23 protein-coding genes are annotated in these 18,990 nt (G+C 64.2%); 11 read left to right on the top strand and 12 right to left on the bottom strand.

Annotation, left to right across the window (positions count from 1 at the left end):
* Positions 1–70: 70 nt before the first annotated feature.
* The gene (locus MESCI_RS04040) at positions 71–730 is read right to left on the bottom strand and encodes a response regulator (protein WP_013528674.1); all 660 of its coding nucleotides are present in this window, start codon (positions 728–730) and stop codon (positions 71–73) included.
* A complete protein-coding gene (locus MESCI_RS04035; RefSeq protein ID WP_013528673.1) occupies positions 727–2,121 on the bottom strand; it encodes a sensor histidine kinase in 1,395 nt (464 codons plus the stop codon). The genes MESCI_RS04040 and MESCI_RS04035 overlap by 4 nt, the downstream gene beginning before the upstream one ends.
* 169 nt (positions 2,122–2,290) lie before the next feature.
* Between MESCI_RS04035 and MESCI_RS04030 the strand changes: the two genes are divergently transcribed.
* The 5 genes from MESCI_RS04030 to MESCI_RS04010 all read left to right on the top strand — a co-directional run bounded on the left by MESCI_RS04030 (position 2,291) and on the right by MESCI_RS04010 (position 6,249).
* Positions 2,291–2,632, top strand: coding sequence for a hypothetical protein (locus tag MESCI_RS04030; RefSeq protein ID WP_013528672.1), 342 nt, complete (start codon positions 2,291–2,293; stop codon positions 2,630–2,632).
* 14 nt (positions 2,633–2,646) lie between these two features.
* Positions 2,647–3,360, top strand: coding sequence for a phosphatase PAP2 family protein (locus MESCI_RS04025; protein ID WP_013528671.1), 714 nt, complete (start codon positions 2,647–2,649; stop codon positions 3,358–3,360).
* Between the two features lie 267 nt (positions 3,361–3,627).
* A complete protein-coding gene (locus tag MESCI_RS04020) occupies positions 3,628–3,906 on the top strand; it encodes a helix-turn-helix domain-containing protein (RefSeq protein ID WP_013528670.1) in 279 nt (92 codons plus the stop codon).
* Between the two features lie 69 nt (positions 3,907–3,975).
* A complete protein-coding gene (locus MESCI_RS04015) occupies positions 3,976–5,721 on the top strand; it encodes a SulP family inorganic anion transporter (RefSeq protein WP_013528669.1) in 1,746 nt (581 codons plus the stop codon).
* A 129-nt stretch (positions 5,722–5,850) separates the two neighbouring features.
* Positions 5,851–6,249 (top strand): hypothetical protein, encoded by a 399-nt coding sequence (locus MESCI_RS04010; protein WP_164919847.1) that lies wholly within the window; start codon positions 5,851–5,853, stop codon positions 6,247–6,249.
* Positions 6,250–6,421: 172 nt separating this feature from the next.
* Here MESCI_RS04010 and MESCI_RS04005 read toward each other — a convergent pair whose 3' ends face one another.
* Complete coding sequence (locus tag MESCI_RS04005; RefSeq protein WP_013528668.1) at positions 6,422–7,282, bottom strand: SMP-30/gluconolactonase/LRE family protein; 861 nt, start codon at positions 7,280–7,282, stop codon at positions 6,422–6,424.
* Between the two features lie 113 nt (positions 7,283–7,395).
* On the opposite strand from MESCI_RS04005, the gene MESCI_RS04000 reads away from it, so the two are divergent.
* Positions 7,396–8,196, top strand: a complete 801-nt coding sequence (locus MESCI_RS04000; RefSeq protein WP_013528667.1) for a helix-turn-helix domain-containing protein — start codon at positions 7,396–7,398, stop codon at positions 8,194–8,196.
* Between the two features lie 21 nt (positions 8,197–8,217).
* On the opposite strand, the gene MESCI_RS03995 is transcribed toward MESCI_RS04000, so the two are convergent.
* The 4 genes from MESCI_RS03995 to MESCI_RS32210 are packed head-to-tail and all read right to left on the bottom strand — an operon-like array spanning position 8,218 to position 9,691.
* Entirely contained in the window at positions 8,218–8,658 is a 441-nt protein-coding gene (locus MESCI_RS03995) for a hypothetical protein (RefSeq protein WP_164919846.1), read from the bottom strand.
* A gap of 22 nt (positions 8,659–8,680) precedes the next feature.
* Entirely contained in the window at positions 8,681–9,199 is a 519-nt protein-coding gene (locus MESCI_RS03990) for a hypothetical protein (RefSeq protein ID WP_013528665.1), read from the bottom strand.
* Entirely contained in the window at positions 9,192–9,536 is a 345-nt protein-coding gene (locus MESCI_RS03985) for a hypothetical protein (protein WP_013528664.1), read from the bottom strand. Before MESCI_RS03985 ends, MESCI_RS03990 begins: the two co-directional genes overlap by 8 nt.
* An 11-nt stretch (positions 9,537–9,547) precedes the next feature.
* The gene (locus MESCI_RS32210) at positions 9,548–9,691 is read right to left on the bottom strand and encodes a hypothetical protein (RefSeq protein ID WP_013528663.1); all 144 of its coding nucleotides are present in this window, start codon (positions 9,689–9,691) and stop codon (positions 9,548–9,550) included.
* A 179-nt stretch (positions 9,692–9,870) separates the two neighbouring features.
* On the opposite strand from MESCI_RS32210, the gene MESCI_RS03980 reads away from it, so the two are divergent.
* A complete protein-coding gene (locus MESCI_RS03980; RefSeq protein ID WP_013528662.1) occupies positions 9,871–10,842 on the top strand; it encodes a helix-turn-helix transcriptional regulator in 972 nt (323 codons plus the stop codon).
* 54 nt (positions 10,843–10,896) lie between these two features.
* Here MESCI_RS03980 and MESCI_RS03975 read toward each other — a convergent pair whose 3' ends face one another.
* The 3 genes from MESCI_RS03975 to MESCI_RS03965 all read right to left on the bottom strand — a co-directional run bounded on the left by MESCI_RS03975 (position 10,897) and on the right by MESCI_RS03965 (position 13,197).
* Positions 10,897–11,703 carry a C40 family peptidase gene (locus tag MESCI_RS03975; protein WP_013528661.1) on the bottom strand — a complete coding sequence of 269 codons (807 nt, stop codon included), beginning with the start codon at positions 11,701–11,703 and terminating at the stop codon, positions 10,897–10,899.
* Between the two features lie 91 nt (positions 11,704–11,794).
* Positions 11,795–12,727 carry a CHAD domain-containing protein gene (locus MESCI_RS03970; RefSeq protein ID WP_013528660.1) on the bottom strand — a complete coding sequence of 311 codons (933 nt, stop codon included), beginning with the start codon at positions 12,725–12,727 and terminating at the stop codon, positions 11,795–11,797.
* Positions 12,724–13,197: a CYTH domain-containing protein gene (locus MESCI_RS03965; RefSeq protein WP_013528659.1), complete on the bottom strand. Its 474-nt coding sequence runs from the start codon at positions 13,195–13,197 to the stop codon at positions 12,724–12,726. The genes MESCI_RS03970 and MESCI_RS03965 overlap by 4 nt, the downstream gene beginning before the upstream one ends.
* 90 nt (positions 13,198–13,287) lie before the next feature.
* Between MESCI_RS03965 and MESCI_RS03960 the strand changes: the two genes are divergently transcribed.
* From MESCI_RS03960 to MESCI_RS03945, 4 genes are read left to right on the top strand one after another with little or no spacing between them, the layout of a single operon-like run.
* Positions 13,288–13,986: a CerR family C-terminal domain-containing protein gene (locus MESCI_RS03960; RefSeq protein WP_013528658.1), complete on the top strand. Its 699-nt coding sequence runs from the start codon at positions 13,288–13,290 to the stop codon at positions 13,984–13,986.
* Positions 13,983–14,936 (top strand): HlyD family secretion protein, encoded by a 954-nt coding sequence (locus MESCI_RS03955; protein WP_013528657.1) that lies wholly within the window; start codon positions 13,983–13,985, stop codon positions 14,934–14,936. Before MESCI_RS03960 ends, MESCI_RS03955 begins: the two co-directional genes overlap by 4 nt.
* Positions 14,933–15,853: an ABC transporter ATP-binding protein gene (locus MESCI_RS03950; RefSeq protein ID WP_013528656.1), complete on the top strand. Its 921-nt coding sequence runs from the start codon at positions 14,933–14,935 to the stop codon at positions 15,851–15,853. The genes MESCI_RS03955 and MESCI_RS03950 overlap by 4 nt, the downstream gene beginning before the upstream one ends.
* Positions 15,850–16,986, top strand: coding sequence for an ABC transporter permease (locus tag MESCI_RS03945; RefSeq protein ID WP_013528655.1), 1,137 nt, complete (start codon positions 15,850–15,852; stop codon positions 16,984–16,986). The genes MESCI_RS03950 and MESCI_RS03945 overlap by 4 nt, the downstream gene beginning before the upstream one ends.
* 104 nt (positions 16,987–17,090) lie before the next feature.
* Here MESCI_RS03945 and MESCI_RS03940 read toward each other — a convergent pair whose 3' ends face one another.
* Together MESCI_RS03940 and MESCI_RS03935 are read right to left on the bottom strand one after the other, a co-directional pair.
* Positions 17,091–17,690 carry a DNA-3-methyladenine glycosylase gene (locus tag MESCI_RS03940; protein WP_013528654.1) on the bottom strand — a complete coding sequence of 200 codons (600 nt, stop codon included), beginning with the start codon at positions 17,688–17,690 and terminating at the stop codon, positions 17,091–17,093.
* Positions 17,691–17,781: 91 nt separating this feature from the next.
* Complete coding sequence (locus tag MESCI_RS03935; RefSeq protein ID WP_013528653.1) at positions 17,782–18,765, bottom strand: threonine/serine dehydratase family protein; 984 nt, start codon at positions 18,763–18,765, stop codon at positions 17,782–17,784.
* Positions 18,766–18,990: the final 225 nt, after the last annotated feature.

The raw sequence follows: 18,990 nt of genomic DNA, 5'->3' as shown, positions 1-18,990 counted from the left end.
GCGCTTTTCCCTTGGGAATTGCGTCACAGAGTTAGAGCAGGTCGCCGTTTCCGTGAAACGGTGAAATGCTTTAGGAAGGCCTGTCGCGGTCGCGCCACTCACGCATCATCAAGGCCGCTTCGGTGCGATTTCGCACATTGAGCTTCGACAGCACTCCGGTCATGTGATGCTTGACGGTTTTCTCCTGCAGCTCAAGCCGCAAGGCGACTTCCTTGTTGCTCAGCCCCTCCGCCACCAGCCGCAGGATTTCCGTTTGCCGATCGGTGAGCTGCCGCAGCCGTTCCGCCAAGCCGTCGGTCGGCTGCTGGGACTGGAGATCCGAAAGCAGCCGGGCCGATAGTGTCGGCGAGAGATAGCTTTCGCCGGCTGCGACATTGCGCAGGATGTCGGCGAGCCCGCGCGATCCGACGCCTTTGAGGACATAGCCATTCACCCCTGCGTTCAGCGCCTTGGTCACATCGGCATTGGCCTCCGAGACGGTCAGCATGACGATCTTCTGGGCGGGATGGTTGGCGAGGATGCTTGCGACCGCGCTCAGCCCGCCGCCCGGCATCGAGATGTCGAGCAGCAAGATGTCGGGCCGCATCGTCGCGGCGAGGCGTTCGGCATCCTGCGCCGTGGCGCCCTCGCCAACCATCTCGAAGCCTCCGATCTCCGACAGGCTGCGCGTCACACCTTCGCGAAAGAGGGGATGATCGTCGACAATGGCAATGCGAATGGTCCCAGTCATGCTTGCTCCTCGACCGACAGACGGATCACCAAACGCGTACCTTGCGGCCCGGTCAAGGTTTCGAACTGTCCGCCAATGCTTTCGACCCGTTCCCTGAGGCCGGCGAGCCCGAGGCCTTCGACCCGTGCCGTGGGATCGAAACCCGGCCCGCGGTCCGACACTTCGACAAAAAGCCTGCCACCTTTCATCCCGGCACTCACCGCCTGATCCTTGCCTAGCCCGTGGTGATAGGCATTGTTCAGCCCTTCCTGGACGAAACGATAGATGCTGATCTTCTCGGAGGCGCCGGGTTCAGGCAACTGTCCGGCCAGCGTCAGCGTCACCGACGTTCCCGTCCTCTGTTCGTGTTCCTTGACGGCCAGCCGCAGAATGTCGGTTGCGGCAGCCGTCTCGATCTGCGGCAGGACAAGGCCGGTGCAGATGCCGCGTATTTCGCGCATCGCATCCTCCAGCGTCTTGCGAATCATCGTGACCTCGGTCGAGCGGCTTGCGCCTGAATGGCCATCGCTGGAAAATATCGGGCTGTCCATGCGCAGCGCCGCCAGGGCCACGAGTTGGGCCGGGCCGTCATGCAGGTCGGCGCCGATGCGGCGCAGATATCTTTCGTTGAGCGCGGTGGCGCGGCGCGAGGCCTGTTGCACGCGCAGTCGCAAGGCACTGTTTTGCGCCACCAGACCCTGCAGTTCCGACACCTGGCGGCGCAGCGCCCCACGCTGGTCGTCGATGGTGCGGCTGCCGCGCAGGACGATGCCCGACAGGAGCAGGAATGCCGCCAGGGTCGCGCCGGCCACGATCAGCCAGCTCGACCACAGAGCGGAAGCCAGGGTGGCCTGGAAATCGTCGGCGATCTCATAGAACTCGGTAACCGCCACCACCTCGCCCGACCAGGGCTCGCGCACGGGATTGTAGATCTCCAGCAATGGCAAGCCGGTCGCCTTCTCCTCGCTCTCATCCTCATCGAAAGTATTGAATTCAGCGACGACATTGCCTTCGAAAGCGGAACGCAGATTGTCGCTCGGAGCGAAGCGGCGGCCGATCAGGGCCGTCTCCTTGGCATAGAGGACCGTCCCGTCGCGGCGCCAGAGCATGAACGATTCGAGGCGCTTGCCGAGCGCGCCCTGGCCAAGCGTCTCGTCCAGCGCCTGCTTGACGGAATCGCTGAGCTCCTGCTCCTTGCGCAAGTCGGGAAGCAGCGGCGCAATCACGCTGTCGACATAGAGCGCCGTCGTGGCGGCCGAATTGCGGATGACGCCCTCTCTGATCTGCGCCGTCACCCAGGCGCCCACCACCAGCATGACGGCCAGCAGGCCAAAACCGCCGGCAACGACGAATTGCAAGGCAAGAGAGAGTTCGCTCCAGCGTCGCGTCAAGTTCTGCAGAATACGAATCATGAACCCCTGACCGCCCTTCAATCGACTGGCTGGACGATGTCGGTACATTGAGCCTCCGTCTTGCCATTGCCAAGAGCTTCGTTTGGTCGAGCGCTTGACGTCCCGGCGCGCTTCGGAAACAACGTCCGCGACACATGCGGCGGGAGCCGCTTCGAGAGGGGACGGAACGTTGAGTTTTTCGGGACTGCTGCAGCTCGGCTTTTCAACGGTCATTTTCCTGCTGGCGGCGACAGCCGCCAAGCAATGGGGCCTGGCGCCGAGCCTTGGCAAGATCGCGCTGACGCTGGCGCTCTATTCGCTGGGCAATCTGATCATGCTGCGGCTGATCCGCGAATTCGGCATGTCGGTGTCGTTCAGCCTGTCTGCCGTCATCCAGCTGGTATCGGTGAACGTCGTGGCACTGGTCTTCTTCGGCGAGCGCGTCAACGCGCTGCAGGCGACCGGCATCATGCTGGCGATCGCCGCAGTGGCGCTGATCACGCTCGGACCCTATCTGCAAGGCCGGCTGTAACGGGCGGATTGCCGATGAAGAATGCCGCGAACGCTTTGCTCAACCGGGTCGAATTCCCGGTGCTGCTGGCCGGCCTGGTCATCGCGGCCGGCCTTTGGGGATTCGAGGAGCTGATGGAGATGGCGCGCGCCACCACCCCGCACGCCTTCGACACCGAAATCCTGCTCGCCTTCCGCCAGGCGGGGCGGCCTGACAGCCCGATCGGCCCGCTGTGGCTGCAAGGGGCGATGCGCGACATCACAAGCCTTGGCAGCGGCAGCGTGCTGGTGCTGATCGTGACGGCGGTAATCGCCTATCTCCTGCTTATCCGCAGGCCGGCGACCGCCCTTTTCATCTTCGTGGCGGTGGCCGGCGGTCAGGTGCTGTCGAGCCTGCTGAAAGCCGGAATCGACCGGCCGCGCCCCGAACTCGTCTCGCATCTCGTCAACGAAACGACGCTGTCTTTTCCCAGCGGCCACGCCATGCTGTCGGCGGTGACCTATCTGACGCTCGGCGCGCTGGCGGCACGCTTCCTGCCCGGTCGAACGACGAAGATCTATGTGCTGTCGCTGGCGGTGCTGACGACGCTGCTGGTCGGCATCAGCCGCGTCTATCTCGGCGTCCACTGGCCGTCGGATGTGCTGGCCGGCTGGTGCGCCGGCTTCGTCTGGGCGATGATGTGCTGGCTCGCTGCCCGGACGTGGCAGCGATGGCGTGGGCAGCACCCGGACGGCGAGACTGGAGACTAGATCAGCCGGTTGATCAGCCCGTGCCCGCAGCCGGCCAACAGGAAAACCGCCGACAGCAAGGCTGCCGATGTCATGAAAGTCTTGAAGATATTCAACCGCGTTACTCCCTGCCCAGATGGAAACCTTAGCGCGCAATCCCGGGAAAGTATCTAAAAATGGTCAGTCAGGCGCCGCCCCTTACGTCTCAAACATTCATCCTAATGCTTGAAACATCAGAATAATGATATTACACCTTACTCCTGCAGACTCAGACGGGGATTCCGGCCGATGATCACTGCCGCGCAGATGCGCGCCGCAAGGGCGCTGGCCGGCATCGATCAGAAGACGCTCGCCGAGCGCGCCGGCGTTTCGCTTCCGACTATCCAGCGCATGGAGGCGAGCGATGGCGTGGTCAGGGGCGTGGTCGACACGCTGATGAAGGTCATCCAGGCCCTCGACGAGGCCGGGGTGGAGCTGATCGGCGAGAATCAGGCCAGCGAGCGCGGCGGCCGGGGCGTGCGCCTCAAGCCTGCCGTGCCGCCGGATCCCAAGGCTGAGCCGGCATAAAGTCGCGACGGCGACCGCCGACAGCCCTGCCGACGATCCCGCCGCCTTTCAGGGTGCGAAAGGCAGTCCATGGATCAGACGCAGCGGGCAGGGCATGAACCGGCCCCCAGATCGGCCCAAAGGTCGGCCCACCAGTCGGCAAAGCCGACATTTTCCGAATTGTTCACGCCAAAGCTCGTGACGGTCTGGCGCGAGGGCTACACCTTCGCCGACGCCAAGGCGGACGCCATTGCCGGGCTGACGGTGGCCATTGTCGCGCTGCCCTTGTCGATGGCCATCGCGATCGCCTCGGGAGTCACGCCCGAGCGCGGCCTCTACACCTCGATCGTCGGCGGCTTCATCATTTCGGCGCTCGGCGGCAGCCGCTTCCAGATCGGCGGCCCGGCCGGCGCCTTCATCGTGCTGGTGGCCGCGACGGTTGCCCGGGTCGGTATCGACGGGCTGCTGCTGGCAACGATGATGGCAGGGGTCTTCCTGCTCGCCATAGGCTATCTCCGTCTCGGCACCTACATCAAGTTCATTCCCTATCCGGTGACGGTCGGCTTCACCGCCGGCATCGCCGTCATCATCTTTTCCGGACAGATCGTCGAACTGTTCGGGCTGAAGCTTGCCGGCAAGGAGCCGGGACCGCTGGTCCCGAAGCTGATCGCGGTCGGCGAGGCGGCCGGCACCATCAACCCGGCGGCGACCTTGGTGGCGGTGTTGACCATCGCCACCATCGCTGGCCTGAAGCGCTGGCGGCCGACATGGCCCGCAATGCTCATCGCCATCGGGCTGGCATCGCTGGTCGTGGCGCTTCTCGCGCTGCCGGCGGAGACGATCGGCACCCGCTTTGGCGGTATACCGCGCAGCCTGCAAATGCCCGCTTTGCCGCCGATCAGCCTGGACAGGATGATTGACGTGCTGCCGGATGCCATTGCCTTCGCCTTGCTGGGCGCCATCGAATCGCTGCTTTCGGCGGTGGTCGCCGACGGGATGACGGGCCGCCGGCATCGTTCCAACTGCGAACTGGTGGCGCAAGGCTTCGCCAACATCGCATCCGCCCTGTTCGGCGGCATTTGCGCCACCGGCACCATCGCCCGCACGGCGACCAATGTGCGGGCCGGCGCCCACGGACCGGTTTCGGGCATCGTCCACGCCGCCATCCTGCTCGCCTTGATGCTGGTGGCGGCGCCGCTCGCCAGCTATATCCCGCTCGCCGCCCTGGCCGGCGTGCTGGCGGTCGTGTGCTGGAATATGTTCGAGAAACAGGCCTTCGCCACCTTGCTGCGTGCCTCGCGCGGCGATGCGCTGGTGCTGATGGCGACCTTTCTGCTCGTCATCTTCCGCGATCTCACCGAAGGCATCGTCGTCGGCTTCGTGCTGGGGTCGATCCTGTTCATCGACCGCATGGCCAAGTCGATTGCGGTCGAGGCCGATCAGCCGCTGGTGCAGGAGGATGTCGCCGACAGCACCAAGGCCTACGATGCCAGCGAGGCGACCGACGCCGACACCGTCGTCTATCGCATTTCGGGCGCCTTCTTCTTCGGCGCCGCATCGACCGTCGGCACCGTGCTCGACCGCATAGCCGACCAGCGCAGGAACTTCATCCTCGACTGCTCGGCCGTACCGTTCTTCGATTCGACGGCGGCCAACGTCATCGAAGGCGCCGCCCACAAGGCGAAACGCGCCGGTGTCCGCTTCATCATATCGGGTGCCGCGCCGCAGATCCGACGCATGCTGATCACCCACGGCGTCAAGCGCCCGCTGGTGACCTACGCCGCCTCGATCAAGGATGCGCGGGCGCAGCTGAAAGGGAAGATCGAGGCGGGGTAGGGGCCGGGATTTGCCGGCCGGTGGCCATTGTCAGGACAAGGTGTCCACCTGTTGAATGCCAACTTCTTGACGTTGAGCTGACTCACGCACGGCGCGACGTGAACACCGCTTTGCGCCGCTCCTCGCGGTTTGTCCGATACCATCGCCCGCGCCTTCAAAATTGATGCGATGACGAAATGGCGTCGGAAAGAATACGAGATACTCTCGCAATCTTCACACCTGTCCTATATAGCCGCTGCATTGACGATCTTGTCCGGAAAGCTCGGTCAAGAAGAGGTGTTCGCACCCGCCATTTTCGAACTAGCCTCAGTGCACTCGCCTCACACGATCTTCTACGCTGCGGCTACTACATGGTATTTTTCGCGGCTTAGCAACTCGGTCCTGCTAGGGAAAAAGGCGGGTGAATGTGCAATCGTCCTCGACAAGGAGAACGACTGGCATCAGCGAATGGTAGCAGCACGCGACACCCTATCTGACGTGATGCTGAAACATCGGTCGACCCAAACCGGTGGTCACGTCGAGGTTTAGTTTCGGTGAAGAACATCCTTTGGGTCGTCGCATGACAGACGACCGCAACGGGCCAGACGTCGTTAATTAGCCGCACTGCGAGTTCGAGTTGGTGATCATCGCCGACGAACGAGCTTTCCCCTCACGGCTGCGAACGTCTCGCAGCTCTGCCCCGAGGCACCGACCATGGCTCTCAGTCGAGCTTCAGCGCCACAACCTCGCCTTCGTTCATCAACGGCACATAAAGGATCGACTTGCCATCGGTGCCGATGTCGGCGCTGCCCGGCTTGAACTGCGCCACCACCTCCGGCGCGCCGCCCGCATGATAGCGGTAGAGCGTGCCGGTCATGTAGGCGGTGGCGTAGATGGTGCCGCCGATGGCTACGACGCCGTCGAGATCGGCGAATTTCTGGGCACCCGGCAAGGGCGAAACCACCTTGCTGGCGATGTCGACCGACAGCAGGCCGCCAAGCTCCGTCGTGCGGAAGTCGGGCTTGATGCCCTTGCCCCAGGAGGCGACGATCAATCGGCCGCCATCGGCGAAGATGCCGTTGGGCGAAGCCAATGCCCCGTCCTTGACGAACAGCTCCGGCCGGTCGCCATCGATGCGGTAGATGGCGTCGGCCAGCATGTCGGTGACATAGACCTTGCCGGATTGGTCCGATGTCACGTCGTTGAGGAAGACCGCGTTCGGCACCGAGATGCTGGCGACCAGCTTGCCGCTGGCGAGGTCGACGACGCGGACTTTCGTGATGTCGGCGACATAGAGCTTGCCGCCCGAGATCGCCATACCCTTGGGTGCGTCCATGCCGTCGGTCCAGTGCTGGGTGACCGTCTTGCCGTCCAGCGACAGTACGGAGAGATAACCGTTGCCGTCGGCCTCGCCGGGATTGCCTGATATGTTGGAAACGATGATGCGATTGTCAGCGGCGTCGAACAGGGCCGATTCCGGCTGTTCGAGCCCGGTGGCGCGCCAGAGTTCGCCTGCCTCCGCGGCGGGCACTACGGCAATGCCGATGACGGCGATAAAGGTTGAGGTGATGAGGGTGTTCATGACTGCTCTCCTGAGATGACGAGGCAGAGCTATGGCTTTCGATACTTTCCGGAAAGGCCTGACACCGCTAGTATCGAATATCGATACGAAACTAGCGGCAAGAGGTGCATCCGATGAACGGTCTGATCTTCCAGGCGCTGAAGCGGACGTTGAAGGCGAAGGGCGTCACCTATCGCGCGCTTGCCGAACGCATGGGCGTTTCCGAACCGACGGTGAAGCGTATCTTCCATGAGCGCAATTGCAAGCTCGACCGGCTGATGGAGATTTGCGCTGCGGCCGGTGTCGAACTGGAAAACGTGCTCGGCTCGATGAACCGGGGGCCTGGGCCGGTCAACCACATCGCGCCGGAGGTCGAGCGCAAGCTCGCCGGCCGGCCGGCGCTGCTGTTCATCTTCGTCATGCTGTCAGAAAAGTTCACGCCCGAAGGCATCATGCGCTCGCAAGGCCTGAGCGAGGCTTCGATGTTCCTCTATCTGCGCGATCTCGAGGAACTCGGCCTGATCGCGCTCGGACGGGGTCTTTCGGCGAGACTGCTGGTCGAGACGCCGATCCAGTGGAACTTCGAAGGGCCGCTCAGGCCGCTGTTCGAGATGACCAACAAGAATTTCATCGGCTGGGCCATCACCCATATCGACAAGGAAGCGACCTTCGTCAGCTTCTCCAGGCGGATGCGGCCGGAGACGGCTGAAATGGTGCGGCGCGAGGCGGAGGATCTCGCCGACCGCGCCAAACTGCTCGCCCATCACGACCAGCACACGACGCCGGAGGATGGCCTGATCGGCTACAAATGGACGTTTGCCTTTGGCGCGACGCCATTTCCGGCAATCATGCCGATCGGGCCGCACGCGCGAGATGCCGGGGCGAGGCCTGATACGCCCGCCGCCGCGAAAGGACGGCGGCCGCTGCCGGCCTGACCAGGCACCGCGTCAATCGTCTCAGCACGATTGCATCTGGTGGCTGAGCTTGCCGCGCACGACCCTGGCAGTGCCGACCGCCACCATTTTTGCCGCTGTCTTGCCCCCCGGACCCGCCATGCGACCGGCGACGCCGACTGCGCCATTGACGGCGCCGATCGTCTTCATCTGCCCGACCGTCTCGTTCATACGCTCCCGGCAGTCCTGCATTTTCCTGGTCGTCTCGACTGCAGCCAGGGCCTCGCCAAGACCTGCCGGCGAGTCCGGGCCTGCCGCCAACTCCGCCAATTGCGCATGCTGGTCTGGCGTGATCGGCGGGCTGGCGGCCGTCTGGCTGCAGCCGGAGGCCAGCAGGCAGATCAGCATCGCGATCGGGCTGCCTCGCCCGGCACGTGCCGTGGCTGGAAAAATATCGCGATGTTCGGCCTCGAGGCTCCCGCCCGGAGTTGCCTTTCCGGCCACCCGTTTCCTGTTGCCCAACATCCTATTGCCCCACCGCCGGGCCGAGGATGAGGCTGCGGATTTTTGGCGTCAGCGGCCTGACGACGTCGGCGAAGGGATCGCCCTCAGTCCGCAAAATCATCAAGTCTTCGACCTCTTCGTCGATGGCGTCGATGGTCTCTGTCTTCTGTGCCTCGGTCAGCTCCCTCATGCCGGATATGGCATTTCTGAGCTTGGCGAAAATGGCATCGAGTTCTGCGACCGGCATCGTCGCCAGGAACCCGCGCATGGTCTCTCCAAGCGCGACCTTCCAGCTGTCGGCGGTGAAACCGGCGCTGCCGATCAAGCCCTTGTCCGCGGCATCGCGCTCGTACCAGTCGGCGGCGATCTCCTCGTCATAGGCGAACTGACCGAATTCGGGCTGCAGGGCCTCGATCAGGCCGACGACCGCCGACGCATCCCGCGCTGTCAGCGCCAAGGCAGGCGGGCTGTCGAAGATCATGCCGGCAAGTGCGAGCGCGCCGGCCAGCCGGCGCATGGCTGCGAAACGCCGCTCAGCCATAACAATCCTCCGCAATGCCGGCCCGGGCACTGCTCGTTGCCTGGGACTGCAGAACCGAGCCGCCGATCGAGGCGGCCTGGCCGGCAATGACCCCACCATTGCCAGCCAGACCGCCAAGACCCCCCGCCATCGACAGCACACCGCCGAGCAGAGCCGCATTGGTCTGCGCCTTCGCCGCCTTCTTGGCCGCATCGGCGCATGCCGTTTCCGTCGTCGGTTCGTTCCGGGCCTTCTTGCTGCCGGCCGCGCTCGCGATCGATGCCGGCCTGTCGTCGACCTGGCCCGTTTGGCAGCCCGCAAGGGCAATGGTCAGGGCCAGGAAAATGCTCTTTTTCATGGTGCTGCTCATCATCGGGCAGCGCGCGGCGGCAGCTTGGCCTCGCGATGATCGGTCACTGCGTTGCCCAAGGCGATCGACAGCAGATAGATGCGCGGATTGAACCCTGCCGCAGTCAGTGCCGACAGCGTCTTGAACAGTTGCAAATGAAACATCGTGCCCCCCTTTGGATTGCCGCCAATGCGGTTCCGGTTCCGGAATCGCGCCGCAAACTAGGGGCATAAAAGGGGGGCAGCTTGGACAGAACGGCACTGAAAGCGGCCAAAACGGCCCGGGATTGACGTTTTGCAGGCTCCGGCGCATATGACCGCGCTCTTGGGCATGGGGGGTGTCGATGACTGCGACGATGGGGACGTCAGCCTCATTCAGGCTGGCGACGGAGATGTTTCCGGAGCGGGATCGCGTCGAGATCACGCGTGAGGTTTACGGCCGCACGGTTCTGAGGGTGGACCTCGATCCGCTGGCGCCGGCGCAGATCGACATGCGGGTGCGCGCGTTGCCAGGCCTCGGCATCGCCACCGGCAGCTCATCGGAATTCCGGGTGCATCGTACGTCGTCGCTGATCGACAATGACGACTTCGTTCTTCTGGCGGCCCTCGACGGGGGCAGTGTGATGAAGCATCGCGGCCGCGAGGAGGCGGTCGGCAACGGCCAGGCGCTGATGATGAGCGGTGAAGAGGTTGGCCTCAACCTGATCGGCGCCGGCGGGTTTCGCTTCGTCAATCTGAGTTTTTCGCGCAAGCAGCTTTCGCCTCTGATCGGCGATCCGGCCGCGGTTCTTATGCGGCCCTTGCCGACCCAAAGCGGGGCGATGCGGCTGTTGCTCGACTATATCAGCTCGATCCAGGAGGTCGGAGACGAGTTGACTGCGGAGGCCTGCCACCTTGCGGCGGCACATGTTTTCGACCTTGCCGCACTCGCCATGGGCGCGACCAGGGATGCGGCCCAGATCGCACGCGGCCGCGGCGTCAGCGTTGCCCGCTTGCGCGCCATCAAGGCCGATATCGTCGCGCATGGTGGCCATGTCGACCTGTCGGCGCAAGACGTCGCCGCCCGCCACGGACTGTCGGCCCGCTACGTCCGCAAGCTGTTCGAGAGCGATGGCACATCCTTGATTGATTTCATGATGACCCAACGGCTGGCGCGCGCCCATCGCATGCTCGGCGATCCGCGCCATGCCGGACGCAGCATCACCGCGATCGCCTACGAGGCCGGCTTCAACGACCTTTCCTATTTCAACCGGGCGTTCCGTCGCCGTTATGACGCCACACCCTCGGACGTGCGGGCCGCGGCTTGCAAGCACTGACGCCCGGCTGCCGGCCAGCGGTCCTGTGCAGCGGCTGGACTCATTTGATCGCGTTTATTCGGCGGCCTTGGCCCCGGGATCGGCAAGCTTGTCGTCCCAGGTCACCGCCCGGTAGTCGAAACCATATTCCAGCGTCGGCTTGACGATGCGGAAATAGGGCGACAGGTCGAAATCGCGCGGCGTGTAGAGCGAATGGTGGCGGATGTGCAGGATTTCCTTGCGCGAATAGTTCGACTGCGCCGAGGCGCGGCCGGGCGCACGGGTGATCTCGGGCAGGATCGGATAGCGGATCTGGCCATAGGCCTCGGCAATCAGCGTCGAGCAGATCGCCCGTGTCGGATCGCCGGAACCGAAGGCCAGCATGCGGCGGCGCCAGCGCACCGGCACCGGCGGTGTCGGGAAGAAAAAACGCAGCATGTCGAAAATGTTCTTGAGGTCGTATTTCAGGCCGAGCTTGCCGATCATGAAGGCGACGACCTTGTCGCGATCCTCCGGCGCCAGCCCACTCGCCCGGCAGATGCGGGTGTTGTAGGTGCGGTAGCGCGACAATGGAACGGCGACGCAGCCTTCGCCGATCGTGACCTCGATCAGGCGCGGCCGCTCCGAGCCGTCCGCCGGCGCGGGCAAGGCATCGCCGATATAGAAGGCCGCATGCGACCAGGTCGACTGGGTCAGGTACTTGATCGCCGCCGAGATCTTCTGGTTGCCCTCGATCAGCAGGATGTCGCCGGGCTCAAGCGTGCGACGCAGCGTTTCGGCATCGGATGGGGTGTAGGGCTCGTAGCCGGACGATTCTTCCTGCAGCCGGCCGGCAAGCCAGCGGCCAAGTCGATCCAGAAGCGTGTCGCCGGGCTCGGTCATACTCCATGGCGATTAGCATGGGCGGGTAATGAGGGCTAGCGCACGCCTTTCTTCCCCCCGTCCGGACCGAGAGGAAGAGCGCCAAGTCATCCTACGATGCCGCGGCCTCTTCCGGCGGCGCAGCCAGATCGTCGCGCGCCTTGCGGGCCAGTTTGCGTGTCGAGCGTTTGGGACTGTCGCCGAACAGCTCGGCCGCCTCGGCAATGCAGCTCTTCTTCAGCTGCTTTTCCGACCGCTTCAAAAGCTTGGCCAGAAGTTTCGTGTCCTCGGGCGGCCCGAGCAGCTGGTCGTCGGCCTCGAGCAGGGCGCGCATCACCAGCACATCGTGCAGGTCGCCCAGCCGCTCGCCCAGTTCGTCGACCGCCTTGCGCCTTGCCTTGATCGGTGTCGGCCACAGCCTGCCGAGCAGCGACAGATGCATGCCGTGGGTCTTGGCCGCCTTGCGCAGATCGTGGAAATCATCGGCCGCTCCCCGCGATCCGGCCTTGTCGAGCGCCTTCCTGGCGCGGCGCAGCGTGACGCGGGCGCCTTCGGCAAGCACGTCGGCCGCCTGTTCCGGCTGGTCGGGCAAGGCCAGAGTGCCGATGCGGTGCAGGCCCTCCTCGCAGGCGGCGGTCGCCGCGCCGATCGCCGCTTCGAGCCCTGTACCTTCGTGCAATTCATGCTGGCGCGCGATCAGCCTGTCGCGAACCGCGCCCAGCCCATCGTCGGCGCTCTCCTTGGGAAAGCTTGCCGCCAGGCGGTCGATGGTCTCGATCAGCGCTGTCGCCTCGCGCGGGCCGGCAAGCAGGGCCGCCACGTTGCGGTAGCACTGGTTTTCTGTCTCACAGAATGTTTCGTCACCGGAACGAACAAGCCGCAACAACGCGCGAGCGCTCTTCAGCCGCTTGCGGCATTTGTGCAGCGCCTGTTCCGGCCGGCTCCGTGCGGCGTCAAGATGATGCAGCGCCTTGCCGATCTCCTCGGCAAGGATTCTCCTGACCTCGCCGGTCAGCGGCAGGCGCGGATCGATGCGAAAGCTCATGCGGCGATCTCCGGAATCCCACCAAGGGCGAGCGACGCGTTGTAGAATTTCTGCTCGCCGGTGACTTCACGGCCGAGCCAGTCGGGCAGCATTTCGTCCGGCACGTCCTCCGGCGTCTCAAGTTCGGCGACCACAAGTCCCGCAAGCGGTCCGCCAAAGACATCGACTTCGTAGAGATAGCCACGGTGCCTAACATGGTGACGTGTCTTCTCGATGACACGTCCGATGGCGAAGTCCAGCATCTCCACCGCCTCCGACAGCGGGATCGGGTATTCGAATTCGTCGCGCTCGCGCGCTTTGCTGCCGAATTTGAGCGTCAGCTTGGCGGAAGTGCCGTCGCTGATGCGGATGCGCACTGTGCGCCCGGGGCCGGCAGCGAGATAGAACTGGAGAATGCGGATATTGGCCTCGGCCAACTCCCGCCATGCGGTGCTGGTGACCAGGAATTTTCGTTCGACTTCCTTGCCCATGGCCGCGCACTAAAGCGTTTGCCGCCGTCGATGGCAAGACAATGACGAACAGAAGTTGACTTTAATCAATCGATTGATTAAAGTGCGCTCATGATCAAACTACCTGAGCCCAAAGTTCTTCGTCGCGAGCCCGCCGAGATGACGCGCGCGGCGCTTGTCCAGGCGGCACTGAAGCTGTTCGGACGGCAGGGCTTCGACGGCACCTCGACGCGCGAGATCGCCGCCGAGGCGCAAGCCAATATCGGCTCGATCGCTTATCATTTCGGCGGCAAGGAGGGTCTTCGCACGGCCGCCGCCGACTTTATCGTCGAGACCATCCAGACGGTCGCCGGACCGGCGCTCGGCAATGCACAGGCGCCCGCGCCGGTCGGTCCGGAGGCAGCGCAGGCGCAGCTCTTCGCGGCGCTGGAGCGAATGGTCGGCTTTGTCGTGGCCAGTCCGCAGGCCGGTGAGATCGTGCAGTTCATCCTGCGCGAACTTTCCCATCCAACGGCAGCCCTCGATCGTATCTATGACGGTGTCTTCGAGCCAAGCCATCGCCGGCTGTGCCAGCTGTGGGAACAGGCAACTGGCGAGCCCGCCGAAAGCGAGGCCACAAGGCTCACCGTGTTCACGCTGATCGGCCAGGTCATCTATTTCCGCATCGGCCGTGAGGCGGTGATGCGCCGCATGGGCTGGCCCGATATCGGCGCCGCGGAGGCCGCCAAGGTGGTGGCGGTCACATCGGGCAATCTCAAGGCCATATTCGCCGCCAGAAAAGGGGCAAAGACAAAGGGGCAAAGACCATGAGCTTTCTGTGTTCGCTGCCGCTCGCCGCGCAGCTCTTCTCGGCCTGTGCCCCGGCAGCACCGCTGGCCGTCGGCTATGTCGAAGGCGACTACGTGCTGCTGGCGCCGATCGAGGTGGCGCAGGTAGAGACCGTCACGGTCAAGCGCGGCGACCGTGTCATGCCCGGCACGACCGTTGTGACGCTGGAAAGCGCCGATGCAAAGATCGCTGTGGCGCAGGCGCAGGCAAGCCTTGCACAGGCGCAGGCACAACTCGCCGACCTGCAGATCGGCAAGCGGCCGGAAGAGATCGCCGTGCTGAAGGCCGAGGTCGATATGGCCAGCGCCCAGGCCGCCGACGCCAAGCGCAAATACGACCGCGCCGCCGATCTGTTCAAGCGCGGCGCCGGCACGCAAGCGGATTTCGACACCGCGTCGGCCACGCTCGAAACGGCCAATGCGCAGGTCGGCCAGGCCAAATCCAATCTCGCCGTCGGCGGCCTGCCGGCGCGCCCCGAGACGATCAAGGCCGCCGACAATCAGGTCAAGCAGGCGCAGGCCGCGTTGGAGCAGGCGCAGTGGCGGCTGTCGAAACGGGTGCTGGCCGCCCCTTCGCCCGGCCGCGTCAACGACGTCATCCGCAATCCGGGCGATACATCAGGTCCGACCGCGCCTGTGATTTCGATCCTGCCCGACGGCGCGGTCAAGCTCAGCGTCTATATCCCGGAGAGCGCCTTCTCCTCGGTCAAGGTCGGCACCTTGCTCGGCGTCCATTGCGACGGCTGCGGCCCGGATGTTAAGGCGCGCGTCAGCTACGTCTCGCCAGATCCCGAGTTCACCCCGCCGGTGATCTATTCGCTTGAGAACCGGCAGAAGCTGGTCTACCTCGTCGAGGCGCGGCCGGAGGGCGATGCCGGCCCGCTGCAGCCCGGCCAGATCGTCGATGTCGATCTGGCGGACAGCGCAAGATGAACGCCATCGACGTCCACGGCCTGGTCAAGCGCTTTGGCGACAAGACCGTCGTCGACCATGTGACGATGTCGGTTGCCGAGGGCGAGATCGTCGGCTTTCTCGGCCCCAACGGTTCGGGCAAAACGACCACTATCCGCATCATGTGCGGCCTGCTGACGCCGGACGAGGGCGAAGGCACGGTGCTCGGTTTCAACATCCGCACCGACAGCCTGCGCATCAAGCGCGAAGTCGGCTACATGACGCAGAAATTCTCGTTCTACGAGGATCTGACGATCGGCGAGAATCTCGAATTCGTGGCGCGGCTCTACCGGCTGAAGCCGGTCGAGGAGCATGTCGCGAGCACGTTGGAGGACCTCGGCCTGACGTCGCGCCGCAACCAGCTGGCCGGCACCTTGTCGGGCGGCTGGAAGCAGCGGCTGGCGCTGGCCGCCTGCATCATGCACAAGCCGAAATTGCTGCTGCTCGACGAGCCTACGGCCGGTGTCGACCCGAAGGCGAGGCGCGAGTTCTGGGACGAGATCCATCGCCTCGCCAGCGGCGGGCTGACCGTGCTGGTCTCCACCCACTATATGGACGAAGCCGAGCGCTGCCACCGCATCAGCTACATCTCCTATGGCAAGATGCTGGCCACCGGCACTGTCGCCGAAGTGGTGAAAAATGCCGGGCTGACCACCTTCGTCCTGCAGGGTCCGCGCCTCGATCAGGTCGCCGAAGCGCTTCAGGGCCGCCCCGGCGTCGATCAGGTGGCGCCGTTCGGCGCGACGCTGCATGTCGTCGGCTCCGACAAGAAGAAGCTCGAAGCCGCGCTTGCCGATGTCGAGAGAGAGCACAAGGGCGTGAAAGTTTCGCCCGGCGAAACCAGCCTCGAGGACGTCTTCATCCAGTTCATGTCCGGCTCGAAGGACAACATGGCATGAACAGCGTCTTTTCCTTCGCCCGGCTTGGCGCCTTGCTGATCAAGGAATTCATCCAGATGCGGCGCGACCGCATCACCTTCGCCATGATGCTCGGCGTGCCGCTGATACAATTGGTGCTTTTCGGCTACGCCATCAACAACGACCCGAAAAGCCTGCCGGCAGCACTCGTGGCGACGAGCAACGATCCCTATACGCGCGCCATTGTCGCGGCGCTGCAGACCACCGGTTACTATCGTTTCGACCATGTCGCGCAAAGTGCCGCCGAGGCCGAGTTCCTGATATCGCGCGGCGACGTTGCCTTCGTCGTCACCATCCCGGCCGACTTCGCCAGGAGGGTGGAGAGCGGCAACAGCCCGCAGATACTCATCGAGGCCGACGCCACCGACCCGGCGGTGGCAAGCGGCGCCATCTCGACGCTCGGCACAGTCGCCAGCCAGGCGCTGCTGAGGGCGCAAGGCACGCAGGAAGCCGCCGCCGAGGCCGCCAAGGGTCAGCTCGATGTCGTCGTACACCGGCGCTACAATCCCGAAGGCATCTCGCAATACAACATCGTGCCCGGCCTGCTGGGCGTCATCCTGCAGATGACCATGGTGATGATGACTTCGATCGCGCTGACACGCGAGACCGAGCGCGGAACGATGGAGAACCTGTTGGCGATGCCGTCCAGCCCGCTCGAGATCATGATGGGCAAGGTGCTGCCCTATCTGGCGGTCGGCGGCGTGCAGGTGGTGGTGGTGCTGGCGGCGGCGAAACTTCTGTTCGCCATCCCCTTCACCGGATCGATGTCGCTGCTCCTGACGGCCGTGCTGATCTTCGTGCTGGCGCTGGTGCTGCTCGGCTACACGATTTCGACCATCGCCCGCACGCAGATGCAGGCGCTCCAACTCACCTTCTTCTTCTTCCTGCCGTCGATCATGCTGTCCGGCTTCATGTTCCCGTATCGCGGCATGCCGGACTGGGCACAAATCTTCGGCGAGATCTTCCCGCTGACGCATTTCCTACGCATCACCCGCGCGGTGATGCTGAAGGGGGCCGAACTGCCGGCGGTGGCAACGGAGATTGGCTGGCTGGTGGTGTTCGTGGCTTTGTTTGCCGGCGTAGCATTGGTACGATTCAGGCGGACGCTGGATTAGACGCCGCACGACCTCCAGTCTTGCTACCAGCCTTTGCTCCTTGCTCCGCCGTGGATGACGAAGGGAGAAATGCTTTCGCCAATCTCCATGGTTTGTAACTGCCACTAACCGTTGAGCGATTTGGGGCCGCTGACGAAGGCGCTCCCCTTGACGTAAAACCGCAGCGGGCGATCGGCATCCTTTGTAATGCCGATCCGGATGCCTTGGGCGATGTCGCCGGCTTGATGCTCGTCGGTTGCCAGCCATAGCGGGCCTTTGCGGCAGAGATCGAGCCCGTCGAGCGAACGATCGATCCGCAACGCCTGGGCCAGCCTTCCCGGTCCTCGCGCCAGGTCGCGCAAGCGCTCGATGCCGCGATTGAGCCGCATGATCGCGATGCCTTCGAGCGGCTCGAGCGCCCTGATGAGCACGCCGGTTCCGACCCCCGGCATCTCGCTCGAGACGTTGAGCATGTAGGAGATGCCGTAGGCGAGATAGACATAAGCGTGCCCAGCCTCGAGAAACAGCGAACGGTTGCGCGGCGTCTGGCCCCGGTAGCCGTGCCCGGCGGCATCGCCGGTCACATAGGCCTCGGTCTCGACGATGCGGCCGCTGGCGATGCCTTCGGGCAGTTCGCGCACCACGATCTTGCCGATGAGAGTGCGGGCAAGGGATGCCGTATCGTCGGGCAGCTCAGAACGCGTGAGCGGGCGGTAGATGACCATGTTCAGCCCGCCGACGATTTGGAGGCGGGCGAGGAGTGATCCAAGGCGAAACCTGCCTCAGATCCATGTCGGACCCTTTGGACATCCCGTCTCAAGCCGCCGCCATGATCCCGGCATAAGTGCCGAAATCGACATTGCCGCCGGACAGCACCACGGCAACGCATTTGCCGGACAGTTCGATCTCGCCCGACGACAGCGCCGCCAACGCCACGCAGCCGCCGGGCTCGACCACCAGCTTGAGATAGGCCATGGCGTCGCGCATCGCCTGTGCCGTCGCCTTGTCGGAGACGGCGATGCCGCCTGCCAGGTTCCTGCGGTTGATCTCGAAGGTGATCAGGCCGGGCTCCGCGGTCAGGATCGCGTCGCAAATCGACGCGTGGCCGGGTTCGTTTGACACCCTGGCGCCGGCGGCCAGCGAACGGCGGGTGTCGTCGAAATGCTCTGGCTCCACCGCCCAGACCGCAGTGTTGGGCGAGGCGTCCTTGACGGCAACCGAAATGCCGCTGGCCAGGCCGCCGCCGCCGCAGGGAATGACGACCGCGTCGAGGTCGACGCCAAGCGCTTTTGCCTGGCGCATCAATTCGAGGCCGATCGTGCCTTGGCCCGCAATGATGGCCGGGTCGTCGAAGGGTGGCACCAGCACCATGCCTCTTTCCACGTAAGGGCGAACCACGCTCATGCGGTCGTCGCGAAAGCGGTCGAACGGCACCACCTCCGCCCCCATCTTGCGGACGTTAGCGATCTTCATCGCCGGCGCGTCTGAAGGCATGGCGATGACCGCCTTGACGCCGAACATCGCGGCCGAAGCGGCGACACCCTGCGCATGATTGCCCGACGAGAAGGCGACGACGCCCTGGCTGCGTTCTTCGTCGCTCAGCGACGACAGCTTGTTGTAGGCACCACGGAACTTGAACGAGCCGGTACGCTGCAGCGTCTCCGGCTTGAACAGGATGCGGCCGCCGAAGCGCTTGTTCAGCTCCTGCGATTCGATCAACGGGGTTTCGACGATCAGGCCGGCGAGACGCGCGGCGGCGGCGTGGATGTCGGCGATGCCGGGAGGGGTGGTGGCGGTCATGTGAGGTCCAGTGGACAGGGGTCTTTCCATGATGCCCGCAAAGGGAGGTGGCGCACCATGGGAAAAATGTGACCGTTACAAGGTTTAGCGAGGCGGTCGCCAACGCCTCGGCTGCACGCCTCCCTCTGGCCTGCCGGACATCTCCCCATGGGTGAGGAGATCGGCTGGGTATCCGCTTTCGTCAATTTCCAACGTTGAAGAAGGGGCACACCTAATGAAGCTGAC

It is taken from the genome of Mesorhizobium ciceri biovar biserrulae WSM1271 (assembly GCF_000185905.1).
Taxonomy (GTDB): domain Bacteria; phylum Pseudomonadota; class Alphaproteobacteria; order Rhizobiales; family Rhizobiaceae; genus Mesorhizobium; species Mesorhizobium ciceri.
The sequence above is the reverse complement of the archived record's forward strand: the minus strand, read 5'-3'. Positions and strand labels throughout refer to the sequence as shown.

Bases quoted from the DNA above. Each gene is read 5' to 3' on its own strand.
- MESCI_RS04020 (WP_013528670.1), top strand. From the start codon at position 3,628: ATGATCACTGCCGCGCAGATGCGCGCCGCAAGGGCGCTGGCCGGCATC.
- MESCI_RS03980 (WP_013528662.1), top strand. From the start codon at position 9,871: ATGACTGCGACGATGGGGACGTCAGCCTCATTCAGGCTGGCGACGGAG.
- MESCI_RS03970 (WP_013528660.1), bottom strand. From the start codon at position 12,727: ATGAGCTTTCGCATCGATCCGCGCCTGCCGCTGACCGGCGAGGTCAGG.
- MESCI_RS03965 (WP_013528659.1), bottom strand. From the start codon at position 13,197: ATGGGCAAGGAAGTCGAACGAAAATTCCTGGTCACCAGCACCGCATGG.
- MESCI_RS03935 (WP_013528653.1), bottom strand. From the start codon at position 18,765: ATGACCGCCACCACCCCTCCCGGCATCGCCGACATCCACGCCGCCGCC.
- MESCI_RS32210 (WP_013528663.1), bottom strand. From the start codon at position 9,691: ATGTTTCATTTGCAACTGTTCAAGACGCTGTCGGCACTGACTGCGGCA.
- MESCI_RS03955 (WP_013528657.1), top strand. From the start codon at position 13,983: ATGAGCTTTCTGTGTTCGCTGCCGCTCGCCGCGCAGCTCTTCTCGGCC.
- MESCI_RS04025 (WP_013528671.1), top strand. From the start codon at position 2,647: ATGAAGAATGCCGCGAACGCTTTGCTCAACCGGGTCGAATTCCCGGTG.
- MESCI_RS03975 (WP_013528661.1), bottom strand. From the start codon at position 11,703: ATGACCGAGCCCGGCGACACGCTTCTGGATCGACTTGGCCGCTGGCTT.
- MESCI_RS03985 (WP_013528664.1), bottom strand. From the start codon at position 9,536: ATGAAAAAGAGCATTTTCCTGGCCCTGACCATTGCCCTTGCGGGCTGC.
- MESCI_RS03990 (WP_013528665.1), bottom strand. From the start codon at position 9,199: ATGGCTGAGCGGCGTTTCGCAGCCATGCGCCGGCTGGCCGGCGCGCTC.
- MESCI_RS03940 (WP_013528654.1), bottom strand. From the start codon at position 17,690: ATGGTCATCTACCGCCCGCTCACGCGTTCTGAGCTGCCCGACGATACG.
- MESCI_RS03960 (WP_013528658.1), top strand. From the start codon at position 13,288: ATGATCAAACTACCTGAGCCCAAAGTTCTTCGTCGCGAGCCCGCCGAG.
- MESCI_RS04040 (WP_013528674.1), bottom strand. From the start codon at position 730: ATGACTGGGACCATTCGCATTGCCATTGTCGACGATCATCCCCTCTTT.
- MESCI_RS04005 (WP_013528668.1), bottom strand. From the start codon at position 7,282: ATGAACACCCTCATCACCTCAACCTTTATCGCCGTCATCGGCATTGCC.
- MESCI_RS04035 (WP_013528673.1), bottom strand. From the start codon at position 2,121: ATGATTCGTATTCTGCAGAACTTGACGCGACGCTGGAGCGAACTCTCT.
- MESCI_RS03945 (WP_013528655.1), top strand. From the start codon at position 15,850: ATGAACAGCGTCTTTTCCTTCGCCCGGCTTGGCGCCTTGCTGATCAAG.
- MESCI_RS03950 (WP_013528656.1), top strand. From the start codon at position 14,933: ATGAACGCCATCGACGTCCACGGCCTGGTCAAGCGCTTTGGCGACAAG.
- MESCI_RS04015 (WP_013528669.1), top strand. From the start codon at position 3,976: ATGGATCAGACGCAGCGGGCAGGGCATGAACCGGCCCCCAGATCGGCC.
- MESCI_RS04000 (WP_013528667.1), top strand. From the start codon at position 7,396: ATGAACGGTCTGATCTTCCAGGCGCTGAAGCGGACGTTGAAGGCGAAG.